Consider the following 18214-nt stretch of genomic DNA (forward strand, 5'->3'; position numbering starts at 1 on the left):
GTGCCATGCTGGCGCCATGACCGCGCCGACCCTCCCTCGAAACGCCGCCCTCCTCCTGGTCGATCTGCAACGGGCCATCGACGACCCGCGCTGGGCGCGGCACGGCCCGCGCAACAACCCGGATGCCGAGGCCAGGGTCGCCGCCCTGCTCGCCGCATGGCGACGCGAGGGGCGCCCGCTCTTCCACATACGGCACGATTCGACGGAGCCCGCCTCCAGCTACCGGCCCGGCACGCCCGGCCACGCCTTCAAGCCGGAGGCCATGCCGCAGCCCGGCGAGACGGTCGTGCCGATGACGGCGAACAGCGCCTTCATCCGCACGGACCTGGAGGCCCGGCTGCGCGCGGCGGGAATCGGCACGCTGGTGGTGGCCGGCGTCATCACCAACAACAGCGTCGAGGCCACCGTGCGCATGGCCGGCAATCTCGGCTTCCAGACCTATCTGGCCGCGGACGCCTGCTTCACCTTCGCACGGCCCGATTTCTCCGGACGGATGCGGACGGCGGCGGAGGTGCACGACCTGTCGCTCGCCAACATGGACGGCGAATACGCGACGGTGACGGACACGGCGGCGGTGCTGTCGGCGCTCTCGGACCCGACCGCTTAATCCCGGTCGCCGACCCCGAAGATCCACCCCTCGCGCCTGCGGGCGTTCTCGTCCATGGCCGGGGGCGACCAGACCTCGGGGCGGGAGGCCAGCCACCGCAGCCCGGCGGCGGAGACCAGGGCGTCGGCGTCATGGTCGCTGACCGACGCACCCAACCCCGCCGGGCGCGATCCGAGAAAGCCGAGAGCGGCGTCGATGTCGGAGGCGCTGCGGATCTTGCGCAGGCCGAAGCCCGCGCGCTTCAGGAACAGGCGCGGGTAGATCTCCAGGAACAGCGCACCATCCGCTCCGGGCGCCTCGAATGGCCAGACCGCCACGCGGTCCGGTGCCGCCGCCCTCAGGGCGCGCAGCATGCGCATGCCGGCGAGGGCGCCCTTCCCCACCTGCTTGGAGCCGATCAGCTTGTAGGGGCTCTGCGGGCTGCCGTAGCCATCGGCGCGGCAGACCCGTTCGGTCAGGCGGTGCGGATCCCGATACCAGTCCGGCTGGAGGCCGGCGCGCCAGAAGTCGCGCCCATAGTCGGGATGCTCGGCGAAGGCGCCGCCCGCGAAGTCCGGCTCAACGGAGGCGACCTCCTCCACCCGGTCCCACAGGTCGAAGGCGGTCGCAGCGTCGGGATCGGCGAAATAGCGCGCGGCGACCGCGAAGGGCAGCGAGAAGGCGCAGTCGATCCCGACCAGAGCCGGCCCACGCCCCAGCAACTCCAGCAGCCAGTCATGCACCGCCGTCCGCGACCACCAACCGCCCGGCCCCGGCACGATCCGGGGTGCTTCGTTGCCCGGCCCGCATTCCGCCACGGCCACGCCCGCGTAGCGCTTGCCCCGGGCGCCCGACCAGTCGATGGCGACGAAGCGGGGGAAGGAAGGCGTCACGTCTCGGCGGCCCGCCGCTCGCGCAGCTTCGCCCAATAATCCAGCCGCTTGCGGATCTCCCGCTCGAAGCCGCGCTCGACCGGATCGTAGAAACGGCGGCGCGGCATGCCGTCGGGAAAATAGTTCTGGCCGCTGAAGCCGTCGGCCGAATCATGGTCGTACTCGTAGCCCGCGCCATAGCCGATCTGCTTCATCAGCTTCGTCGGCGCGTTCAGGATGTGCTTTGGCGGCATGAGCGAGCCCGTCTCCTTCGCCGCGCGCATGGCGCCCTTGTAGGCGTTGTAGCCGGCGTTCGACTTGGGCGCGGTGCCGAGATAGATGACGAGCTGCGCGAGGGCCAGCTCCCCCTCCGGGCTGCCGAGCCGCTCATAGGCTTCCCAGGCGGCGATGGACTGGGTCAGGGCGCCGGGATCGGCCATGCCCACATCCTCCACCGCGAAGCGCGTCAGGCGCCGGGCGATGAAGCGGGGGTCCTCGCCGCCCGCCAGCATGCGGGCGAGCCAATAGAGACCGGCGTCGGTGTCGGAGCCCCGCAGAGACTTGTGAAGCGCGCTGATGAGGTTGTAGTGCCCCTCCTGCGCCTTGTCGTAGACGGGGGCGCGGCGCTGGACCGTCGCCGTCAGGGCGTTGGTGTCGAGCACCGTTCCACCCTCCCCCGGGGACGGAAGGGCGAACAGCTCCTCGCACAGGTTCAGCAGGAAACGGCCGTCGCCGTCGGCCATGGCCTTCAGCGCGGCGCGGGCATCAGCGTCCAGCGGCAGCGCGCGTTCCGTCACCTCCTCTGCCCGCGCCAGCAGCCGCTCCAGCGCCGCGTCGTCCAGCCGGTTCAGCACGAAGACCTGGGCACGCGACAGGAGAGCCGCGTTCAGTTCGAAGGAGGGGTTCTCGGTCGTCGCCCCGACCAGCGTGACAGTGCCGTCCTCCACATAGGGGAGGAAGCCGTCCTGCTGGGCGCGGTTGAAGCGGTGGATCTCGTCGATGAAGAGCAGCGTGCCCTGCCCCGCCGTCCGCCGGCCTCGCGCCGCCTCGAAGATCTTGCGCAGGTCGGCGACGCCGCTGAAGACGGCGGACAGGGGTTCGAAATGCAGCTCGGTCGATTGGGCGAGCAGGCGGGCGATGGTCGTCTTGCCGCAGCCCGGCGGCCCCCACAGGATCATGGAGGCAAGACGGCGGGCCGCGACCATCCGGCCGAGCGGCCCCTCGGGCTTCAGCAAATGCTCCTGCCCGACCACTTCGCCCAGGCCGCGCGGCCGCAGCCGGTCGGCCAAGGGGCGCGGGGCCTCCCCGTCGAACAGACCCGCACCCGCGTCGCCCATGCGCGCCATGCCGCGCTCCCCCGGCCCTACACGGCCGTCAGTTCGGCGAGCCGCAGCGGCGCAGGCAGCGCTGCATCTCGTCGCGGCAGTTGTTGATCGGCGAGAACAGGCCCGGGCGGTCCGGGCTGTCGTCGCCGCTCTGCGACCGCGCCGCGACCGAATCGCCGCAAATGTTGAAGGTGCGCTCGCACTGCCGCTGGCAGGATTGCTGGTTGCCACCGGAGTGGTCATTCAGGAGCGGCGAATCGTCGCCCGGACGCGGGGTGGATTGGGGCACCGACTGCACGGTGCGCGGCTGCGCCTCGACGCCGGAGGCCGCGGGGCGCGCCGGAGCATCCGCGCAGGCCGAAACGGCCAGCAGCAGCAGGGAAACAAGGGTGATCCGACGAAACATCTCGGCTAGGGCTCCTGTACGTGACGCGCGGGCCGTGGCCCATGGTGGCGCACCCGCGCCCGAGGCGCGAGGCTTCCCGCCGGCATGCCGGACGGTCCGGAACAAGGTACGACAGACACGAAGAGCGGAACAGGACCCACATGGGATTGATCCACGGCTCCGCCGCCCTGAAACTCCCGAAAGGAACGGCCGCGCTCAAGAAAAGCCCAAGAAAAAAGCCCTTCCCCCGGATCGCTCCGGAAGAAGGGCTCCTTTTGACCCGACCGCCGGCCCGGCCCTTTCAGGCCCGGCCGGTCGGAAACCGCACTCAGGCGGCCTGGTCGGTGTCTTCGTCGTTGATCTGGACCGGACCGGAGTCCTGGCCCTTCGCATCGACGTCGCGGTCCACCAGCTCGATCACGCCCATCGGGGCCGCGTCGCCGTAGCGGAAACCGGCCTTCAGGACGCGGGTGTAGCCACCCTGGCGGTCCTTGTAGCGGTCGGCGACGGCGGTGAAGAGCTTCGTCACCATCGCGTCGTCGCGCAGCTGCGCGAAGGCGAGACGGCGGTTGGCGAGGCCACCCTTCTTGCCGAGCGTGATCAGACGCTCGACGATCGGACGCAGCTCCTTGGCCTTCGGCAGGGTCGTCTTGATCTGCTCGTGCTTGATCAGCGCGTTCGCCATGTTGGAGAACATGGCCTTACGGTGGCTGGTGGTCTTGCTCAGTTTACGTCCAGATACGCCGTGACGCATTTTGGTCCTCCTGCATGGCTTGGCCCCCCTCGGGGAGCCGATGGTGAACCCCGCCGCCCAGGCCGCCGCGCGTGACGGAGGAGACTGGTACGGACGGAGGCGGACCGATCCGGTCCTGAAAGCAGCGAGCGCCCGAAACCGGCTCTCATAAAAAGACCGGGGCCTTTCGGCCCCGGTCGGAACGCGCCCGTGTCATACACGGATCGTCAGGCGAAGATCAATACGGCTCTTCCAGACGCTTGGCCAGTTCCTCGATGTTCTCGGGCGGCCAGTTCGGGATTTCCATGCCGAGGTGCAGACCCATCTGGGCCAGCACTTCCTTGATCTCGTTCAGCGACTTGCGGCCGAAGTTCGGGGTGCGGAGCATTTCCGCCTCCGTCTTCTGCACGAGGTCGCCGATGTAGACGATGTTGTCGTTCTTGAGGCAGTTGGCCGAACGGACCGACAGCTCCAGCTCGTCCACCTTGCGGAGCAGGTTCTTGTTGAACGGAACCTCCTCGTGCTTCTCCTCGGAGACGGCGTGCGTCGGCTCCTCGAAGTTGATGAAGAGCTGCAGCTGGTCCTGCAGGATGCGGGCGGCGAGCGCCACGGCATCGTCCGGCTTCACCGAACCGTTGGTCTCCAGCACCATGGTCAGGCGGTCATAGTCGGTGACCTGCCCGACGCGGGCGTTGTCGACCTTGTAGGACACCTTGCGGACCGGGGAGAACAGCGCATCGACCGGGATCAGGCCGATCGGCGCGTCTTCCGGACGGTTCTGGCTGGCCGGGACGTAGCCCTTCCCGCTCTCGACCGTCAGTTCCATATTCAGCCGCGCGCCGGCGTCCAGCGTGCAGATGACCAGGTCCGGGTCCATGACCTGGATGTCGGCGCCGGATTCGATCATGCCGGCCTTGACCTCGCCCGGCCCTTCCGCGCGCAGGCGCATGCGCTTGGGGCCTTCGCCGCCCATGCGCAGACCCATCGTCTTGATGTTCAGGACGATGTCGGTCACATCCTCGCGGACGCCGGGGATGGACGAGAACTCGTGCAGAACGCCGTCGATCTGGATCGACGTGACGGCCGCACCCTGCAGCGAGGAGAGCAGAACGCGGCGCAGCGCGTTGCCGAGGGTCAGGCCGAAGCCCCGCTCGAGCGGTTCGGCAACGACCGTCGCCTGACGGTCGGCGTCGTCGCCCGGCTGGATGTCGAGCTTGTTCGGCTTAATCAGTTCCTGCCAGTTCTTCTGGAGCACGGAAACACCTCTTGCCATCGGGTGGACGCACGACTGCGGGGACCGAACTCCGTTCCCATGCTGGGGTGGCCGCGATGGCTGGCGGCCGCCTTTCCCGGAACGGTCGGTCCCCGCAGCAGCGGAGAAACAGAGAGACCTTTAGACGCGGCGCTTCTTCGGCGGGCGAACGCCGTTGTGCGGGATCGGCGTGACGTCGCGGATCGAGGTGATCTGGAAGCCGATCGACTGCAGGGCGCGCAGTGCCGACTCACGCCCCGAACCCGGACCCTTCACCTCAACCTCGAGGGTCTTCATGCCGTGTTCCTGCGCCTTCCGGCCGGCATCCTCGGCAGCCACCTGGGCGGCATAGGGGGTCGACTTGCGCGAGCCCTTGAAGCCCATCGTGCCCGAGGACGACCAGGCGATGGTGTTGCCCTGCGCGTCGGTGATGGTGATCATCGTGTTGTTGAACGAGGCGTTCACGTGGGCGACGCCGGCGGTGATGTTCTTGCGCTCACGACGACGCAGACGCTGCGAAGCAGCGGAAGGCTTAGCCATGGAAGGTAATCCTCTGTCTTACTTCTTCTTGCCGGCGATCGGCTTCGCCGGACCCTTGCGGGTGCGGGCGTTGGTGTGGGTGCGCTGACCGTGGACCGGCAGGCCCTTACGGTGACGCAGGCCACGGTAGGACGCCATGTCCATCAGACGCTTGATGTTCATCGCGACCGAACGGCGGAGGTCACCCTCGACCGAATAGTCGCTGTCGATGGTCTCGCGGATCCGAAGGACCTCGTCGTCGGTCAGCTGGTTCACCCGGCGTTCCACCGGGATGCTCAGCTTGCCGCAGATTTCCTTGGCCTTCGACGGACCGATACCATGAATGTAGGTCAACGCGATCTCCACGCGCTTCTGCGTGGGAATGTTGACGCCAGCAATACGCGCCACGCCTGCTCTCCTCAGATTCTCTCTGCTGCCCCTTCCGGGGCTGCTCTCGACCAACACGACCCGGCTCAGAGGTGGAGGAGCCAGGATATAGGAATTCGTTTGGACCCCGAAAGGGTCCAAGGGCGCGCAGTATATGACGTTGCGCGCCCTTGTCAACCAGATGTGTCACCGAAACAGTAAACCACAATCCCCTGCCCTCCACCGAAGGCCGGGATGCCGGTTCCGCAGCAACGATCCCGGCCTCAGCCGGCCAGGACCGCCTCGATCTGGCGGGTGACCTCGTCGATGTCGGCCATGCCGTCCACCGACTTCAGCACGCCGCGGTCCCGGTAATAGGGAAGAATCGGCGCGGTCTGCTGATGGTACTGTTCGAGTCGGGTGCTGACCGTCTCGGCCTTGTCGTCGGCGCGGCGCTTGAACTCCGTGGAGCCGCACGCGTCGCAGACGCCCTGAACCTTCGGCTGCTCGAACCGGTCGTGATAGCCCTTGCCGCACTTGGCGCAGGTGTAGCGGCCGGTGATGCGGTCCACCAGGATGTCGTCAACGACCTGCATCTCGATCACATGGTCGAGCTTCAGACCCTTTTCCGACAGCATGGTGTCCAGCGCCGTGGCCTGCGCGACCGTGCGCGGGAAACCGTCGAGGATGAACCCCTTCGACACGTCCGGCTTGGAGATACGCTCGCCGATCATCTCGACCATCAGGCTGTCCGGCATGAGCTTGCCGGCGGCCATTATGTCTTTGGCCTGCTGACCGAGAGGCCCGCCTTCGGCGACCAGGGCGCGCAGCATGTCGCCGGTGGAGAGCTGGACCAGGCCGCGGCTCTCTTCCAGGCGACGGGCCTGCGTGCCCTTGCCGGCGCCCGGAGGCCCGAGCAGTATCAGATTCATTATTTTTTCCCCCGCAGCTTCGCTCTTTTGATCAGCCCCTCATACTGGTGCGCCAGCAGATGGGAGTGAATCTGCGCGACCGTGTCCATCGTCACCGTGACCACGATCAGCAGACTCGTGCCGCCAAAATAGAACGGAACGGAGTGCTGGGAAATCAGGATTTCCGGCAGGAGGCAGACTGCGACCATATAGGCCGACCCGATCACCGTGAGGCGGGTCAGCGTGTAGTCGATGAAGTCGGCCGTGTTCTTGCCCGGCCGCACGCCCGGCAGGAAGCCGCCGTTCTTGCGGAGGTTGTCCGCCGTCTCGGCCGGGTTGAAGACGATGGCCGTGTAGAAGAAGCTGAAGAACACGATCATCGCGGCATAGAGCACCATGTAGAGCAAGGTGCCGTGCGCGAGATAGGCGGAGGCCGTGCGCAGCCATTCCGGGCCGCCGTTGCCGGCGAAGCCGACGGCGGTCAGAGGCAGCAGCAGGAGCGAGGACGCGAAGATCGGCGGGATGACGCCCGCGGTGTTGATCTTCAGCGGCAGATGCGAGGCCTCGCCGCCGAACACGCGGTTGCCGACCTGGCGCTTGGGATACTGCACCAGAAGCCGGCGCTGCGCGCGCTCCATGAAGACGATGAAGAACACCACGGCCGCAGCCATCACCAGCAGGAAGATGATGAAGAGCGCGGACAGGGCACCGGTGCGGCCCAACTCCAGCGTGCTCACCAGAGCGCGCGGCAGCTCGGCGACGATGCCGGCGAAAATGATCAGCGAGATGCCGTTGCCGATGCCGCGGGCGGTGATCTGTTCGCCCAGCCACATCAGGAACATGGTGCCGCCGACCAGCGTGATCACCGTGGCGATGCGGAAGAACATCCCCGGCTCGACGACCGCGGGACCCGAAGCCCCGCTCATGGCCTCCATGCCGATGGCTAGGCCCCAGGCCTGCACCGTCGCGAGGAGCACCGTGCCGTAGCGGGTGTACTGGTTGAGCTTCTTGCGTCCCGACTCGCCTTCCTTCTTCAAGGTCTCGAGCTGCGGCGACACCGCGGTCAGCAGCTGAACGATGATGGAGGCCGAGATGTACGGCATGATGTTCAGCGCGAAGATGGTCATGCGGCTGAGCGCGCCACCGGCGAACATGTCGAACATGCCCAGGATGCCGCTGCCCTGCTGCTGGAACACCTCGTTCAGGACGCGCGGGTCGATGCCGGGAACCGGGATGTAGGTGCCCAGCCGGAAGATGATCAGCGCCCCGAGCGTGAACCAGATCCGCTTCTTCAGCTCGGTGGCTTTCGCGAAGGTGCCGAAATTGATATTCGCGGCAAGCTGTTCGGCCGCTGATGCCATGGGTCGTATCCTCGCCCCTACGTGCAAACGGGGCGGCACCGCTGACGCGGGCCGCCCCATCGCAATTTCGCTTCGTTTACGCTCCGAAGACGCCCGCCCGCGAGGACGGGCGTTCCGGTCACTCGGCGGCTTCGGCGGCGGCGGGGCCGGTCAGCGTGACGCTGCCACCCGCCTTCTCCACGGCCTCGACCGCCGACTTGGACGCACCGGCGACCGTGAAGCTGACCTTGGAGGTGATGGCGCCCTTGCCCAGCAGGCGGACGCCGTCCTTCATGATCTTGCCGCACACGCCGGCGTTCCGCAGGGCCTCGGCGTCGATCGTCTGACCGGCGTCGAGCTTGCCCGCGTCGATGGCCTTCTGGATCAGGCCCAGATTCACCACCGTGTATTCCTTCGCGAAGATGTTGCGGAAACCGCGCTTCGGAAGGCGGCGGTGAAGGGGCATCTGGCCGCCTTCAAAGCCATTGATCGAGACGCCCGTGCGCGAGGTCTGACCCTTCACGCCGCGGCCGCCGGTCTTGCCCTTGCCGGAACCGATACCACGGCCGACGCGGGTGCGCTCCTTGCGGGCGCCGGGATTGTCCCGGAGTTCGTTCAGCTTCATGGCATCAGCCCTCGTTCTCGACGCGGACCAGATGCGCGACCTTGGCAATCATGCCGCGGACCGCCGGGGTGTCCTCCAGCTCGCGCGTCCGGTGCAGCTTGTTCAGGCCCAGGCCGACCAGCGTGGCGCGCTGGTCCTTCTCGCGCCCGATCGGGCTCCCCACCTGGGTGACGATGACGGTCTTCTTGTCAGCCATGATCAAGCCTCCTGCGCCCCGGCTGCGGCTTCCCGCTTGCCGAGGATGTCGCTGACGCGGCGGCCGCGGCGGGCGGCCACGCTGCGCGGGCTGACCACCTGACCGAGAGCGTCGAAGGTCGCCTTGATCATGTTGTGCGGGTTGGAAGTGCCGATGGACTTCGTCACCACGTCCGCCACGCCAAGGGCTTCGAAGATCGCGCGCATCGGACCACCGGCGATGATGCCGGTACCGGCCGGAGCGGCCCGCAGAACGACGCGGCCGGCACCGAAGTGGCCGTTCACGTCGTGGTGCAGGGTGCGGCCCTCGCGGAGCGGAACGCGGATCATGCCGCGCTTCGCCTGATCGGTGGCCTTGCGGATCGCTTCCGGGACCTCACGGGCCTTGCCGGAACCGACGCCGACGCGGCCCTTGCCGTCACCGACGACGACCAGGGCGGCGAAGCCGAACCGACGGCCACCCTTGACGACCTTGGCGACGCGGTTGATGCCGACGAGCTTTTCGATCAGCTCGCTCTCTTCACCCCGCTCGCGGGGCTGACGATCACGGTTGTCCCGGCCGCCTTGTTCACGTGCCATATTCGGACCTCCTTAGAACGACAGCCCGCCCTCGCGGGCGGCGTCGGCCAGGGCTTTCACCCGGCCATGGTAAAGATAGCCGCCGCGGTCGAAGACGACCTCGGAGACGCCGGCAGCCTTGCCGCGCTCGGCGATCAGGGCGCCGATGCGCTTGGCCGCATCGACGTTGGCGCCGTGCTTCAGCTGCTCGCGCAGATCCTTCTCGAGCGACGAGGCGGACGCGAGGGTCTTCCCGTTCACGTCGTCGATGAGCTGGGCGTAGATGTGCAGATTGGACCGGAAGACGGAGAGGCGAACGCGCCCGCCGGCCTTCTTGGCAATCTGGGAGCGGACGCGCTGCTTGCGCCGCTCGTGGAGTTGCTTGGGCTTCAGCATGGCGGGCCTTACTTCTTCTTGCCTTCCTTGCGGAGGACGGTCTCGGTCTCGTACTTGATGCCCTTGCCCTTATAGGGCTCGGGCGGCTTCCAACCGCGGATCTCGGCCGCGACCTGGCCGACCTTCTGCTTGTCGAAGCCGGACACCGAGATCGCGGTGGGCTTGTCGCACTTGATCGCGATGCCTTCCGGGATCGGGTACTTCACGTCGTGGCTGTAGCCGAGCTGCATGACCAGCTCCTTGCCCTGCACGGCCGCGCGGTAACCGACGCCGTTGATCTCCAGGTTCACCGTGTAACCGGTGCTGACGCCGGTGATCATGTTCGAGATCAGCGTGCGGGTGGTCGCCCACATGTTGCGGGCGCGCTTGCTGTCGTTCCTGGGGGCGACGACCACCTTGCCATCCTCGAGAGTCGCGAGGATGTCATCGATGACCGTCAGGCTGAGCGAGCCCAGCTTGCCCTTGGCCGAAACCGTCTGGCCGCTGACGTTCACGTCAACGCCCGCCGGGACCGGCACCGGATGCTTGCCAATGCGTGACATCGGGGCCTCCTTAGAACACGCGGCAGAGGACTTCGCCGCCAACATTGGCAGCGCGGGCCTCAAGGTCCGACATGACGCCGCGAGGCGTCGACAGGATCGAGATGCCCAGGCCGTTGTAGACCCGCGGCATGTCCGCGATCTTCGAATAGACACGGCGACCGGGCTTGGACACGCGCGAGATCTGCTTAATGACAGGCTCGCCCTCGTGATACTTCAGCTCGATCTTGAGGTTGCGCACGCCCGGACGGACCTGCTCCTCGGAATAGCCGCGGATGAAGCCCTCACGCTTGAGGACCTCGAGAACGTTGGTGCGCAGCTTCGACGCCGGGCTCACAACGACAGACATGCGAGCATGCTGACCGTTGCGAATACGGGTCAGCATATCGCCGAGCGGATCGCTCAAAGACATTTTCCGACCCTCCTTACCAGCTCGACTTCGTCATGCCCGGGATCTGGCCGTTTGAGGCCAGATCACGCAGCGTGACGCGCGAAAGCTTGAACTTGCGATAGTAGGCGCGCGGACGGCCCGTCATTTCGCAACGGTTGCGGACACGCACCTTCGAAGAGTTGCGCGGCAGTTCGGCCAGCTTGAGGCGGGCGGCGAACTGGTCCTCGGGAGAAACGGACGGATCCTTGGCGATCGCCTTCAGGCGGGCGCGCTTGTCGGCGAATTGCTTCGCCATCTTGATGCGCCGCTTGTTCTTCTCGACGGCACTGGTCTTGGCCATGGTGGTGCTCCAGCCTCAGCTCACGAACGGCATGTCGAAGGCCTTGAGGAGCGCCTTGGCTTCCTTGTCGGTCTTCGCGGACGTCACGAAAATGATGTCCATGCCGCGGATCTGATCGATCTTGTCGTAATCGATCTCGGGGAAAATGATCTGCTCCTTCACGCCCATGGCATAGTTGCCACGGCCGTCGAAGCTGTTGCCGGGGATGCCGCGGAAATCGCGGACACGCGGCAGAGCGATCGTGACCAGTCGGTCGAGGAACTCGTACATGCGGTCACGGCGAAGCGTGACCTTGCACCCGACGGCCATACCCTCACGCAGCTTGAACTGCGCGATCGACTTGCGAGACTTGGTGATCACCGGCTTCTGACCCGTGATCGCGGCGAGTTCGCCGGCGGCCAGCTGGATCTTCTTGGAGTCGGCGACAGCCTCGCCGACACCCATGTTGATCACGATCTTCTCGAGGCGCGGAACTTCCAGGTCGTTCTTGTAGCCGAATTCCGACTTCAGAGCGGCGCGGATCTTCGCGTCGTAGACTTCTTTCAAACGAGCAGCCATGTCCACCCTCACCGGTCGATGACTTCGCCGGACCGCTTCGAGACGCGGACCTTGCGGCCGTCCTCGAGGGTCTTGAACCCAACACGGGTCGGCTTGTTGTCTGTGGGGTCGACATGCGCGACGTTGGAGACGTGAATCGGCGCCTCCTTCTCGACGATGCCGCCCTGCGAGGTGGCGGTGGGGCGCTGGTGACGCTTGACGACGTTCACGCCCTGGACAACCACGCGGTTCTCGCTGGGGAGAACGCGAACGACCTCGCCGGTCTTGCCCTTGTCCTTACCGGTCAGGACGACGACCTTGTCCTTGGTCTTGATCTTCGCGGCCATCACAGCACCTCCGGCGCCAGCGAGATGATCTTCATGAACTTCTTGCCGCGAAGTTCGCGAGTGACCGGCCCGAAGATACGGGTGCCGATCGGCTCGCCCTGCTTGTTGATCAGGACAGCCGCGTTCCGGTCGAACCGGATCGCGGAGCCGTCGTCGCGGCGCAGTTCCTTCGCAGTGCGGACGATGACGGCGCGATGGACGTCACCCTTCTTTACGCGACCACGCGGAATGGCCTCCTTGACCGAGACGACGATCACGTCGCCAACGGTCGCAACCTTCCGCTTGGACCCGCCCAGCACCTTGATGCACTGCACCCGGCGCGCCCCGCTATTGTCGGCGACTTCCAGGTTGGTTTGCATCTGGATCATGGATTGAGACCTTTCGTTATCACGCGGCGCCGCTAACGGCGGCGGACTCGATCACGACTTCCCAGCGCTTGCGCTTGGAGATCGGACGGCATTCGACGATCGAAACGACGTCACCCGTCTTGAAGCGGTTGGCTTCGTCGTGGGCGGCGTACTTCTTCGACTGCCGGATGAACTTCTTGTACACGGGATGCATCACGCGGCGCTCGACGAGGACGATAATCGTCTTATCGCCCTTGTCGCTGACCACCGTGCCTTGCAGAACGCGGCGAGGCATAGTGCTCTCCTTACTTGCCGGCTTCGGTCGAGCGCGAACGCTCGCCGAGGATCGTCTTGATGCGGGCGATGTCGCGACGCACCGTGTTCACCCGCGCCGTGTTCTCCAGCTGGCCGGAAGCACGCTGGAAACGCAGGTTGAACTGCTCCTTCTTGAGCTGGAGGAGCTGATCGTTCAGCTCGTCCACGCTCTGGGTACGAATGTCTACGGCCTTCATGCCGCCACCTCCTCGCCAAGCCGGGTCACGAACTTGGTCTTGATCGGCAGCTTGGCAGCCGCCAGTTCGAACGCACGCTTCGCCAGGTCGTAGGGGACGCCATCCAGCTCGAACAGGATGCGGCCCGGGTGGACGCGCGCTGCCCAGTATTCCGGCGAACCCTTACCGGAGCCCATGCGGACTTCGGCGGGCTTGGTGGAGACCGGCAGATCCGGGAAAACGCGGATCCACACACGGCCCTGACGCTTCATGTGGCGGGTGATCGTACGGCGGGCCGCTTCGATCTGACGCGCCGTGATCCGCTCCGGCTCCAGGGCCTTCAGGCCGAAGGCGCCGAAGTTCAGCTCGGTGCCGCCCTTGGCGTTGCCGTGGATCCGGCCCTTGTGGGCCTTGCGGTACTTGGTACGTTTCGGAGAAAGCATCGCTCGTTACCTCACTCGCCGCGCGGGCCGCGGTCGCGACGGTCACGACGGTCACCGCGGTCATCGCGGTCCCGGCGATCCCGGCGCGGCTCGCCGTCGGTCGCAACTGCCTCGGAGCCCATGCGCTTGTCCTGGGCCATCGGATCGTGGGCCATCACCTCGCCCTTGAACACCCACACCTTGACGCCGCAGGTGCCGTAGGTGGTCTTCGCGGTGGCGACGCCATAGTCGATGTCGGCGCGAAGGGTGTGCAGGGGAACGCGGCCCTCGCGGTACCACTCCATGCGGGCGATCTCGGCGCCGCCGAGACGGCCGGAGCAGTTGATCCGGATGCCCTGGGCGCCCAGACGCATCGCGGACTGCACGGCGCGCTTCATGGCGCGGCGGAAGGCCACGCGGCGCTCCAGCTGGCTGGCGATGTTCTCGGCGATCAGACGCGCGTCGATTTCCGGCTTGCGGATCTCGACGATGTTGAGGCTCACGTCTGCGCCGGTCATCTTGCCCAGCTCGAGACGCAGCTTCTCGATGTCCGCGCCCTTCTTGCCGATCACCACGCCCGGACGGGCCGAGTGAATGGTGACGCGGGCCTTCTTGGCCGGACGCTCGATGACCACGCGGGACACGCCGGCCTGCTGCAGGCGGCCCTGGAGAAAGCCGCGCAGCTTAAGGTCCTGGTGCAGCATCGTCGCGTATTCGCGCTTGGCGAACCAGCGGCTGTCCCAGGTCCGATTGATGCCGAGGCGCAGCCCGATCGGATTGATTTTCTGACCCATCTTACTCGGCCCCTTCGGCGGCGGCTTCCTCGCGCTCACGCACGATGATCGTCAGGTTGCTGAACGGCTTCTCGATCCGGGCGCCGCGGCCGCGGGCACGGGCGTGGAAGCGCTTCATCACCAGCGCGCGGCCGACCGTCGCCGAGGAGACGTACAGGCGGTCGACGTCGAGCTGGTGGTTGTTCTCCGCGTTGGCGATCGCGGCCTGCAGAACCTTCTTCACCTCGACCGCGATGCGGCGCTTGGAGAAGGTCAGCTCGGCCACGGCGCGGCTGGCGTCCATGTTGCGGATCAGCTGGGCGACGAGGTTGAGCTTGCGCGGGCTGGTCCGGATCATCGGAGCCGAGGCCAGGGCCTCGTTCTCGGCGATGCGGCTGGGGTTTGCAGACTTGCCCATACTTACTTCCTCTTCGCCTTCTTGTCCGCCGCGTGGCCGTAGAAGGTACGGGTCGGAGCGAACTCACCGAACTTGTGACCGATCATGTTCTCGGTCACCAGAACCGGCAGGAACTTATGGCCATTGTAGACGCCGAACGTGAGACCCACGAACTGCGGCAGGATGGTCGAACGGCGCGACCAGATCTTGATGATCTCGTTGCGGCCGGAAGCCCGGGCCTTGTCGGCCTTCTTCAGCATAAAGCCGTCGACGAACGGGCCCTTCCAAACGGAGCGTGCCACGGTCCGACCTCCTTACTTCGAATGACGGCGGCGCAGGATCATGCCGTCCGTCTTCTTGTTGCTACGCGTCTTCTTGCCCTTGGTCGGCTTGCCCCACGGCGTGACCGGATGACGGCCGCCCGAGGTGCGACCCTCACCACCACCATGCGGGTGGTCGATCGGGTTCATGGCGACGCCACGGACCGACGGGCGCTGGCCGAGCCAGCGGTTGCGGCCGGCCTTGCCCAGATTGGTGTTCATCTGGTCCGGGTTCGACACGGCACCCAGGGTGGCCATGCAGTCGCCGCGCACCACGCGAAGCTCGCCCGAGGGGAGCTTCAGCTGGGCGTAGCCGCCGTCGCGGCCGACCAGCTGCAGGTAGGTGCCTGCCGAACGGGCCATCTGGCCGCCCTTGCCGGGCTTCAGCTCGACGTTGTGCACGACGGAGCCGACCGGGATGCTGCGAAGCGGCATGGCGTTGCCGGGCTTCACGTCGACGCGGTCGCCGGAGATCACCGTGTCGCCGGCCTTCAGGCGCTGCGGGGCCAGGATGTAGGACAGCGTGCCGTCCTCATACCGGATGAGCGCGATGAAGGCGGTGCGGTTCGGATCGTACTCGATCCGCTCCACCGTCGCCGGCACGTCGAACTTGCGACGCTTGAAGTCCACCAGGCGGTAGACGCGCTTGTGACCGCCACCCATCCGGCGCGCGGTGATGCGGCCGGTGTTGTTGCGGCCACCGGACTTGGTCAGGCCCTCGGTGAGGGTCTTGACCGGCTTGCCCTTCCAAAGCTCCGAGCGGTCGACGATGACCAGCTGGCGGAGCGACGGAGTAATCGGGCGGTATTGCTTCAATGCCATCGGATCACACTCCCGCTCAGATACCCGTGGTCACGTCGATCTTGTTCCCCTCGGCGAGGGTCACGACGGCCTTCTTGACGTCCGAGCGACGGCCGATGGTGCCACGAAAACGCTTTTCCTTGCCCTTGGCAATCAGCGTGTTCACGGCGGTCACCTTCACATTGAACAGACCCTCGACCGCGGCCTTGATCTCCGGCTTGGACGCCGAGAGGGGCACGCGGAAGGTGACCTGGTTGTGCTCCGAGACCATCGTCGACTTCTCGGTGATCACCGGAGCCAGGATCAGGTCGTACATCCGCTCCCGGCTCACCGCAGGTTTCGACTGCTTGCTCATTTCAGGCGAGCCTCCAGTTGCTCAACCGCGTTGCGGGTCAGGACCAGCGTGTCGCGGCGGAGAATGTCATAGACGTTGGCGCCCTGCTCCGGCAGCACGTCGATCAGCGGGATGTTGCGCGAGGCCCGGGCGAAGTTCTCGTCCAGGTTCGAGCCGTCGATGATCAGCGCGGAGGTCAGGCCGAGCGTGGCGAAACGAGCCGCCAGCTCCTTGGTCTTGTGGCTGTCGGCCGTCGCCAGATCGACCACGATCAGCTTGCCGTCGGCGAGCTTGGTCGACAGGGCGGTCTTCAGGGCCAGCTTGCGGACCTTCTTGGTCAGGTCATGCTCGTGCGAGCGGACGACCGGGCCGAAGATGGTGGCACCGCCGCGGAACTGCGGCGAGCGGGTCGAACCCTGACGGGCACGGCCGGTGCCCTTCTGACGGTACGGCTTCTTCGTCGTACCCTGGATGTCGCTGATGCCCTTGGTCTTGTGGTTGCCGGAGCGGCGCTTGGCCAGCTGCCAGTTCACCATCCGGGCCAGCAGGTCGGTGCGCGCGGGCAGACCGAAGACCTCTTCGGCGAGATCGATCTCACCGACGGCTTCGTTGTTGAAGTTCTTGATCGTCGCCTTCATCGCGCTCACTCCTGCGGCTCGGCGGCGGCTTCGGCGGCCGGAGCCGACTTGATGCCGGCCGGGAAGGGCAGACCTTCCGGAGCCTTCTTCTTGACCGCGTCGGACACGCGGACCCAGCCACCCTCGGAGCCCGGGACGGCACCCTTGACCATGATCAGGCCACGGGCTTCGTCGACCTGGACGACGGTGAGGTTCTGGACCGTGACGCGCTCGTCGCCGAGGTGACCGGCCATCTTCTTGTTCTTGAAGACCTTGCCGGGGTCCTGGCGGTTACCCGTCGAACCATGCGAGCGGTGCGACACCGACACGCCGTGCGTTGCACGAAGACCGCCGAAGTTCCAGCGCTTCATCGCACCGGCAAAACCCTTACCGATGGAGGTGCCGGTCACGTCCACGAACTGGCCCGGAACGAAATGGGCGGCCGACAGCTCGGCACCGACTTCGATCAGCGCATCGGGGGCGACGCGGAATTCCACGACCTTGCGCTTGGGCTCGACCTGTGCGGCGGCGAAGTGGCCGCGCATCGGCTTCGTGACGTTCTTGACCTTGATGGCGCCGGCGCCGAGCTGAACGGCGCTGTAGCCGTCCTTTTCCTCGGTGCGAACAGCGACGACCTGGCAGTTGTCGACTTTCAGCACAGTCACCGGAACATGCTGCCCGTCATCCGTGAAGAGACGGGTCATGCCCACTTTCTGTGCGATCAAACCGGACCGCATTGTTCTCTATCTCCTAAAAAGGGACATCCTCGTGAAGGGAGAGGTCCCTTACGCGAAACAAATCAGAGCTTGATCTCGACGTCGACACCGGCGGCGAGGTCGAGCTTCATCAGCGCGTCCACGGTCTGCGGGGTCGGGTCGACGATGTCGAGAAGCCGCTTGTGGGTGCGGATCTCGAACTGCTCGCGCGACTTCTTGTCGATGTGCGGCGAGCGGTTGACCGTAAACTTCTCGATCAGCGTGGGCAGCGGGATGGGCCCGCGCACCCGAGCGCCGGTCCGCTTGGCGGTGTTGACGATCTCGCTGGTCGACTGGTCGAGCACGCGATGATCGAACGCCTTCAGACGGATCCGGATGTTCTGGTTGTCCATGTCCAAACGTCCCTTACACCTGGTGGCGGTGACGCGACGGCGCCACCGGTTCCCCTAAATCCTGCACGCACGGCTGTTCCCAGCCGTCCCGCCGAAACGGGCGCCGGAAGATCGGGCCGCCGGTGCGCGCGAATCCGTTTGGACGTCCGATACGAAAAAGAACACCCCTCCGCGCGGTGCACGGACCGAGTGTTCCGGTCGACTTTGCGGTGCGTTGAAGCTCGCGTCGTCGTTCGTGATCGGGCTGCGTCTAGGCCGGATTCGCCTACTACCAACCCAATATCCAGAGGGCGCTACCTGTATGCCTTTGGCGTGCCTCTGTCAACCCACATTTATCCCCGTCGGTGCCGCTTTCCGCTAAAGGCGGTGTGCACCGGCGACGGCGAT

31 protein-coding genes are annotated in these 18214 nt (G+C 66.2%); 1 reads left to right on the forward strand and 30 read right to left on the reverse strand.

Annotated features, from left to right (window positions below; translation table 11 throughout):
* The first annotated feature begins 16 nt into the window (after positions 1-16).
* Positions 17-607, forward strand: a complete 591-nt coding sequence (locus JUB11_RS07710) for a cysteine hydrolase family protein (RefSeq protein WP_207457937.1) — start codon at positions 17-19, stop codon at positions 605-607.
* On the opposite strand, the gene JUB11_RS07715 is transcribed toward JUB11_RS07710, so the two are convergent.
* The 30 genes from JUB11_RS07715 to rpsJ all read right to left on the reverse strand — a co-directional run bounded on the left by JUB11_RS07715 (position 604) and on the right by rpsJ (position 17827).
* Positions 604-1479, reverse strand: coding sequence for a hypothetical protein (locus JUB11_RS07715; RefSeq protein ID WP_207457938.1), 876 nt, complete (start codon positions 1477-1479; stop codon positions 604-606). The genes JUB11_RS07710 and JUB11_RS07715 overlap by 4 nt on opposite strands.
* Positions 1476-2804, reverse strand: coding sequence for a replication-associated recombination protein A (locus JUB11_RS07720; protein WP_207457939.1), 1329 nt, complete (start codon positions 2802-2804; stop codon positions 1476-1478). The genes JUB11_RS07715 and JUB11_RS07720 overlap by 4 nt, the downstream gene beginning before the upstream one ends.
* 28 nt (positions 2805-2832) lie before the next feature.
* Positions 2833-3189: a hypothetical protein gene (locus tag JUB11_RS07725; RefSeq protein ID WP_207457940.1), complete on the reverse strand. Its 357-nt coding sequence runs from the start codon at positions 3187-3189 to the stop codon at positions 2833-2835.
* A gap of 307 nt (positions 3190-3496) precedes the next feature.
* The gene (rplQ, locus tag JUB11_RS07730; protein WP_207457941.1) at positions 3497-3922 is read right to left on the reverse strand and encodes a 50S ribosomal protein L17; all 426 of its coding nucleotides are present in this window, start codon (positions 3920-3922) and stop codon (positions 3497-3499) included.
* Positions 3923-4139: 217 nt separating this feature from the next.
* The gene (locus JUB11_RS07735; protein WP_207457942.1) at positions 4140-5156 is read right to left on the reverse strand and encodes a DNA-directed RNA polymerase subunit alpha; all 1017 of its coding nucleotides are present in this window, start codon (positions 5154-5156) and stop codon (positions 4140-4142) included.
* Positions 5157-5294: 138 nt separating this feature from the next.
* Complete coding sequence (gene rpsK, locus JUB11_RS07740; RefSeq protein WP_012974490.1) at positions 5295-5693, reverse strand: 30S ribosomal protein S11; 399 nt, start codon at positions 5691-5693, stop codon at positions 5295-5297.
* An 18-nt stretch (positions 5694-5711) separates the two neighbouring features.
* A complete protein-coding gene (gene rpsM / locus JUB11_RS07745; RefSeq protein WP_207457943.1) occupies positions 5712-6080 on the reverse strand; it encodes a 30S ribosomal protein S13 in 369 nt (122 codons plus the stop codon).
* Between the two features lie 242 nt (positions 6081-6322).
* Positions 6323-6970 (reverse strand): adenylate kinase, encoded by a 648-nt coding sequence (locus tag JUB11_RS07750; protein WP_207457944.1) that lies wholly within the window; start codon positions 6968-6970, stop codon positions 6323-6325.
* On the reverse strand, positions 6970-8310 hold the full coding sequence (secY, locus tag JUB11_RS07755) for a preprotein translocase subunit SecY (protein WP_207457945.1): 1341 nt from the start codon (positions 8308-8310) through the stop codon (positions 6970-6972). The genes JUB11_RS07750 and secY overlap by 1 nt, the downstream gene beginning before the upstream one ends.
* Positions 8311-8428: 118 nt before the next feature.
* Positions 8429-8914, reverse strand: a complete 486-nt coding sequence (rplO, locus tag JUB11_RS07760) for a 50S ribosomal protein L15 (RefSeq protein ID WP_207457946.1) — start codon at positions 8912-8914, stop codon at positions 8429-8431.
* A 4-nt stretch (positions 8915-8918) separates the two neighbouring features.
* A complete protein-coding gene (gene rpmD / locus JUB11_RS07765; protein ID WP_207457947.1) occupies positions 8919-9110 on the reverse strand; it encodes a 50S ribosomal protein L30 in 192 nt (63 codons plus the stop codon).
* A gap of 2 nt (positions 9111-9112) precedes the next feature.
* Entirely contained in the window at positions 9113-9688 is a 576-nt protein-coding gene (gene rpsE, locus JUB11_RS07770; protein WP_207457948.1) for a 30S ribosomal protein S5, read from the reverse strand.
* A gap of 12 nt (positions 9689-9700) precedes the next feature.
* On the reverse strand, positions 9701-10063 hold the full coding sequence (gene rplR, locus JUB11_RS07775) for a 50S ribosomal protein L18 (RefSeq protein ID WP_207457949.1): 363 nt from the start codon (positions 10061-10063) through the stop codon (positions 9701-9703).
* 8 nt (positions 10064-10071) lie between these two features.
* A complete protein-coding gene (gene rplF, locus JUB11_RS07780) occupies positions 10072-10605 on the reverse strand; it encodes a 50S ribosomal protein L6 (RefSeq protein ID WP_207457950.1) in 534 nt (177 codons plus the stop codon).
* 10 nt (positions 10606-10615) lie between these two features.
* Positions 10616-11014, reverse strand: coding sequence for a 30S ribosomal protein S8 (gene rpsH / locus JUB11_RS07785; RefSeq protein WP_207457951.1), 399 nt, complete (start codon positions 11012-11014; stop codon positions 10616-10618).
* A 13-nt stretch (positions 11015-11027) separates the two neighbouring features.
* Positions 11028-11333, reverse strand: coding sequence for a 30S ribosomal protein S14 (rpsN, locus tag JUB11_RS07790; protein WP_207457952.1), 306 nt, complete (start codon positions 11331-11333; stop codon positions 11028-11030).
* Between the two features lie 15 nt (positions 11334-11348).
* Positions 11349-11891 carry a 50S ribosomal protein L5 gene (gene rplE, locus JUB11_RS07795; protein WP_207457953.1) on the reverse strand — a complete coding sequence of 181 codons (543 nt, stop codon included), beginning with the start codon at positions 11889-11891 and terminating at the stop codon, positions 11349-11351.
* Between the two features lie 8 nt (positions 11892-11899).
* Positions 11900-12220 carry a 50S ribosomal protein L24 gene (gene rplX, locus JUB11_RS07800; protein WP_348771382.1) on the reverse strand — a complete coding sequence of 107 codons (321 nt, stop codon included), beginning with the start codon at positions 12218-12220 and terminating at the stop codon, positions 11900-11902.
* Positions 12217-12585 carry a 50S ribosomal protein L14 gene (gene rplN, locus JUB11_RS07805; protein WP_207457955.1) on the reverse strand — a complete coding sequence of 123 codons (369 nt, stop codon included), beginning with the start codon at positions 12583-12585 and terminating at the stop codon, positions 12217-12219. The genes rplX and rplN overlap by 4 nt, the downstream gene beginning before the upstream one ends.
* A 19-nt stretch (positions 12586-12604) precedes the next feature.
* The gene (gene rpsQ, locus JUB11_RS07810) at positions 12605-12859 is read right to left on the reverse strand and encodes a 30S ribosomal protein S17 (protein ID WP_207457956.1); all 255 of its coding nucleotides are present in this window, start codon (positions 12857-12859) and stop codon (positions 12605-12607) included.
* A 10-nt stretch (positions 12860-12869) separates the two neighbouring features.
* Entirely contained in the window at positions 12870-13076 is a 207-nt protein-coding gene (rpmC, locus tag JUB11_RS07815) for a 50S ribosomal protein L29 (protein WP_207457957.1), read from the reverse strand.
* Positions 13073-13498, reverse strand: coding sequence for a 50S ribosomal protein L16 (gene rplP, locus JUB11_RS07820; protein ID WP_138063024.1), 426 nt, complete (start codon positions 13496-13498; stop codon positions 13073-13075). The genes rpmC and rplP overlap by 4 nt, the downstream gene beginning before the upstream one ends.
* Positions 13499-13509: 11 nt before the next feature.
* Complete coding sequence (gene rpsC, locus JUB11_RS07825) at positions 13510-14271, reverse strand: 30S ribosomal protein S3 (RefSeq protein WP_207457958.1); 762 nt, start codon at positions 14269-14271, stop codon at positions 13510-13512.
* 1 nt (position 14272) lies between these two features.
* Positions 14273-14668 (reverse strand): 50S ribosomal protein L22, encoded by a 396-nt coding sequence (gene rplV, locus JUB11_RS07830; protein ID WP_138063026.1) that lies wholly within the window; start codon positions 14666-14668, stop codon positions 14273-14275.
* Between the two features lie 2 nt (positions 14669-14670).
* A complete protein-coding gene (gene rpsS, locus JUB11_RS07835; protein ID WP_207457959.1) occupies positions 14671-14949 on the reverse strand; it encodes a 30S ribosomal protein S19 in 279 nt (92 codons plus the stop codon).
* A 12-nt stretch (positions 14950-14961) separates the two neighbouring features.
* A complete protein-coding gene (gene rplB, locus JUB11_RS07840) occupies positions 14962-15789 on the reverse strand; it encodes a 50S ribosomal protein L2 (protein ID WP_207457960.1) in 828 nt (275 codons plus the stop codon).
* Positions 15790-15805: 16 nt separating this feature from the next.
* The gene (locus JUB11_RS07845; protein WP_207457961.1) at positions 15806-16123 is read right to left on the reverse strand and encodes a 50S ribosomal protein L23; all 318 of its coding nucleotides are present in this window, start codon (positions 16121-16123) and stop codon (positions 15806-15808) included.
* Positions 16120-16740, reverse strand: a complete 621-nt coding sequence (rplD, locus tag JUB11_RS07850; RefSeq protein ID WP_207457962.1) for a 50S ribosomal protein L4 — start codon at positions 16738-16740, stop codon at positions 16120-16122. The genes JUB11_RS07845 and rplD overlap by 4 nt, the downstream gene beginning before the upstream one ends.
* 5 nt (positions 16741-16745) lie before the next feature.
* Entirely contained in the window at positions 16746-17456 is a 711-nt protein-coding gene (gene rplC, locus JUB11_RS07855; protein ID WP_207457963.1) for a 50S ribosomal protein L3, read from the reverse strand.
* A 62-nt stretch (positions 17457-17518) separates the two neighbouring features.
* On the reverse strand, positions 17519-17827 hold the full coding sequence (gene rpsJ, locus JUB11_RS07860; RefSeq protein ID WP_207457964.1) for a 30S ribosomal protein S10: 309 nt from the start codon (positions 17825-17827) through the stop codon (positions 17519-17521).
* Between the last annotated feature and the right edge of the window lie 387 nt (positions 17828-18214).

Origin of the sequence: Azospirillum sp. SYSU D00513 (assembly GCF_017356015.1) — a bacterium.
Taxonomy (GTDB): domain Bacteria; phylum Pseudomonadota; class Alphaproteobacteria; order Azospirillales; family Azospirillaceae; genus Azospirillum.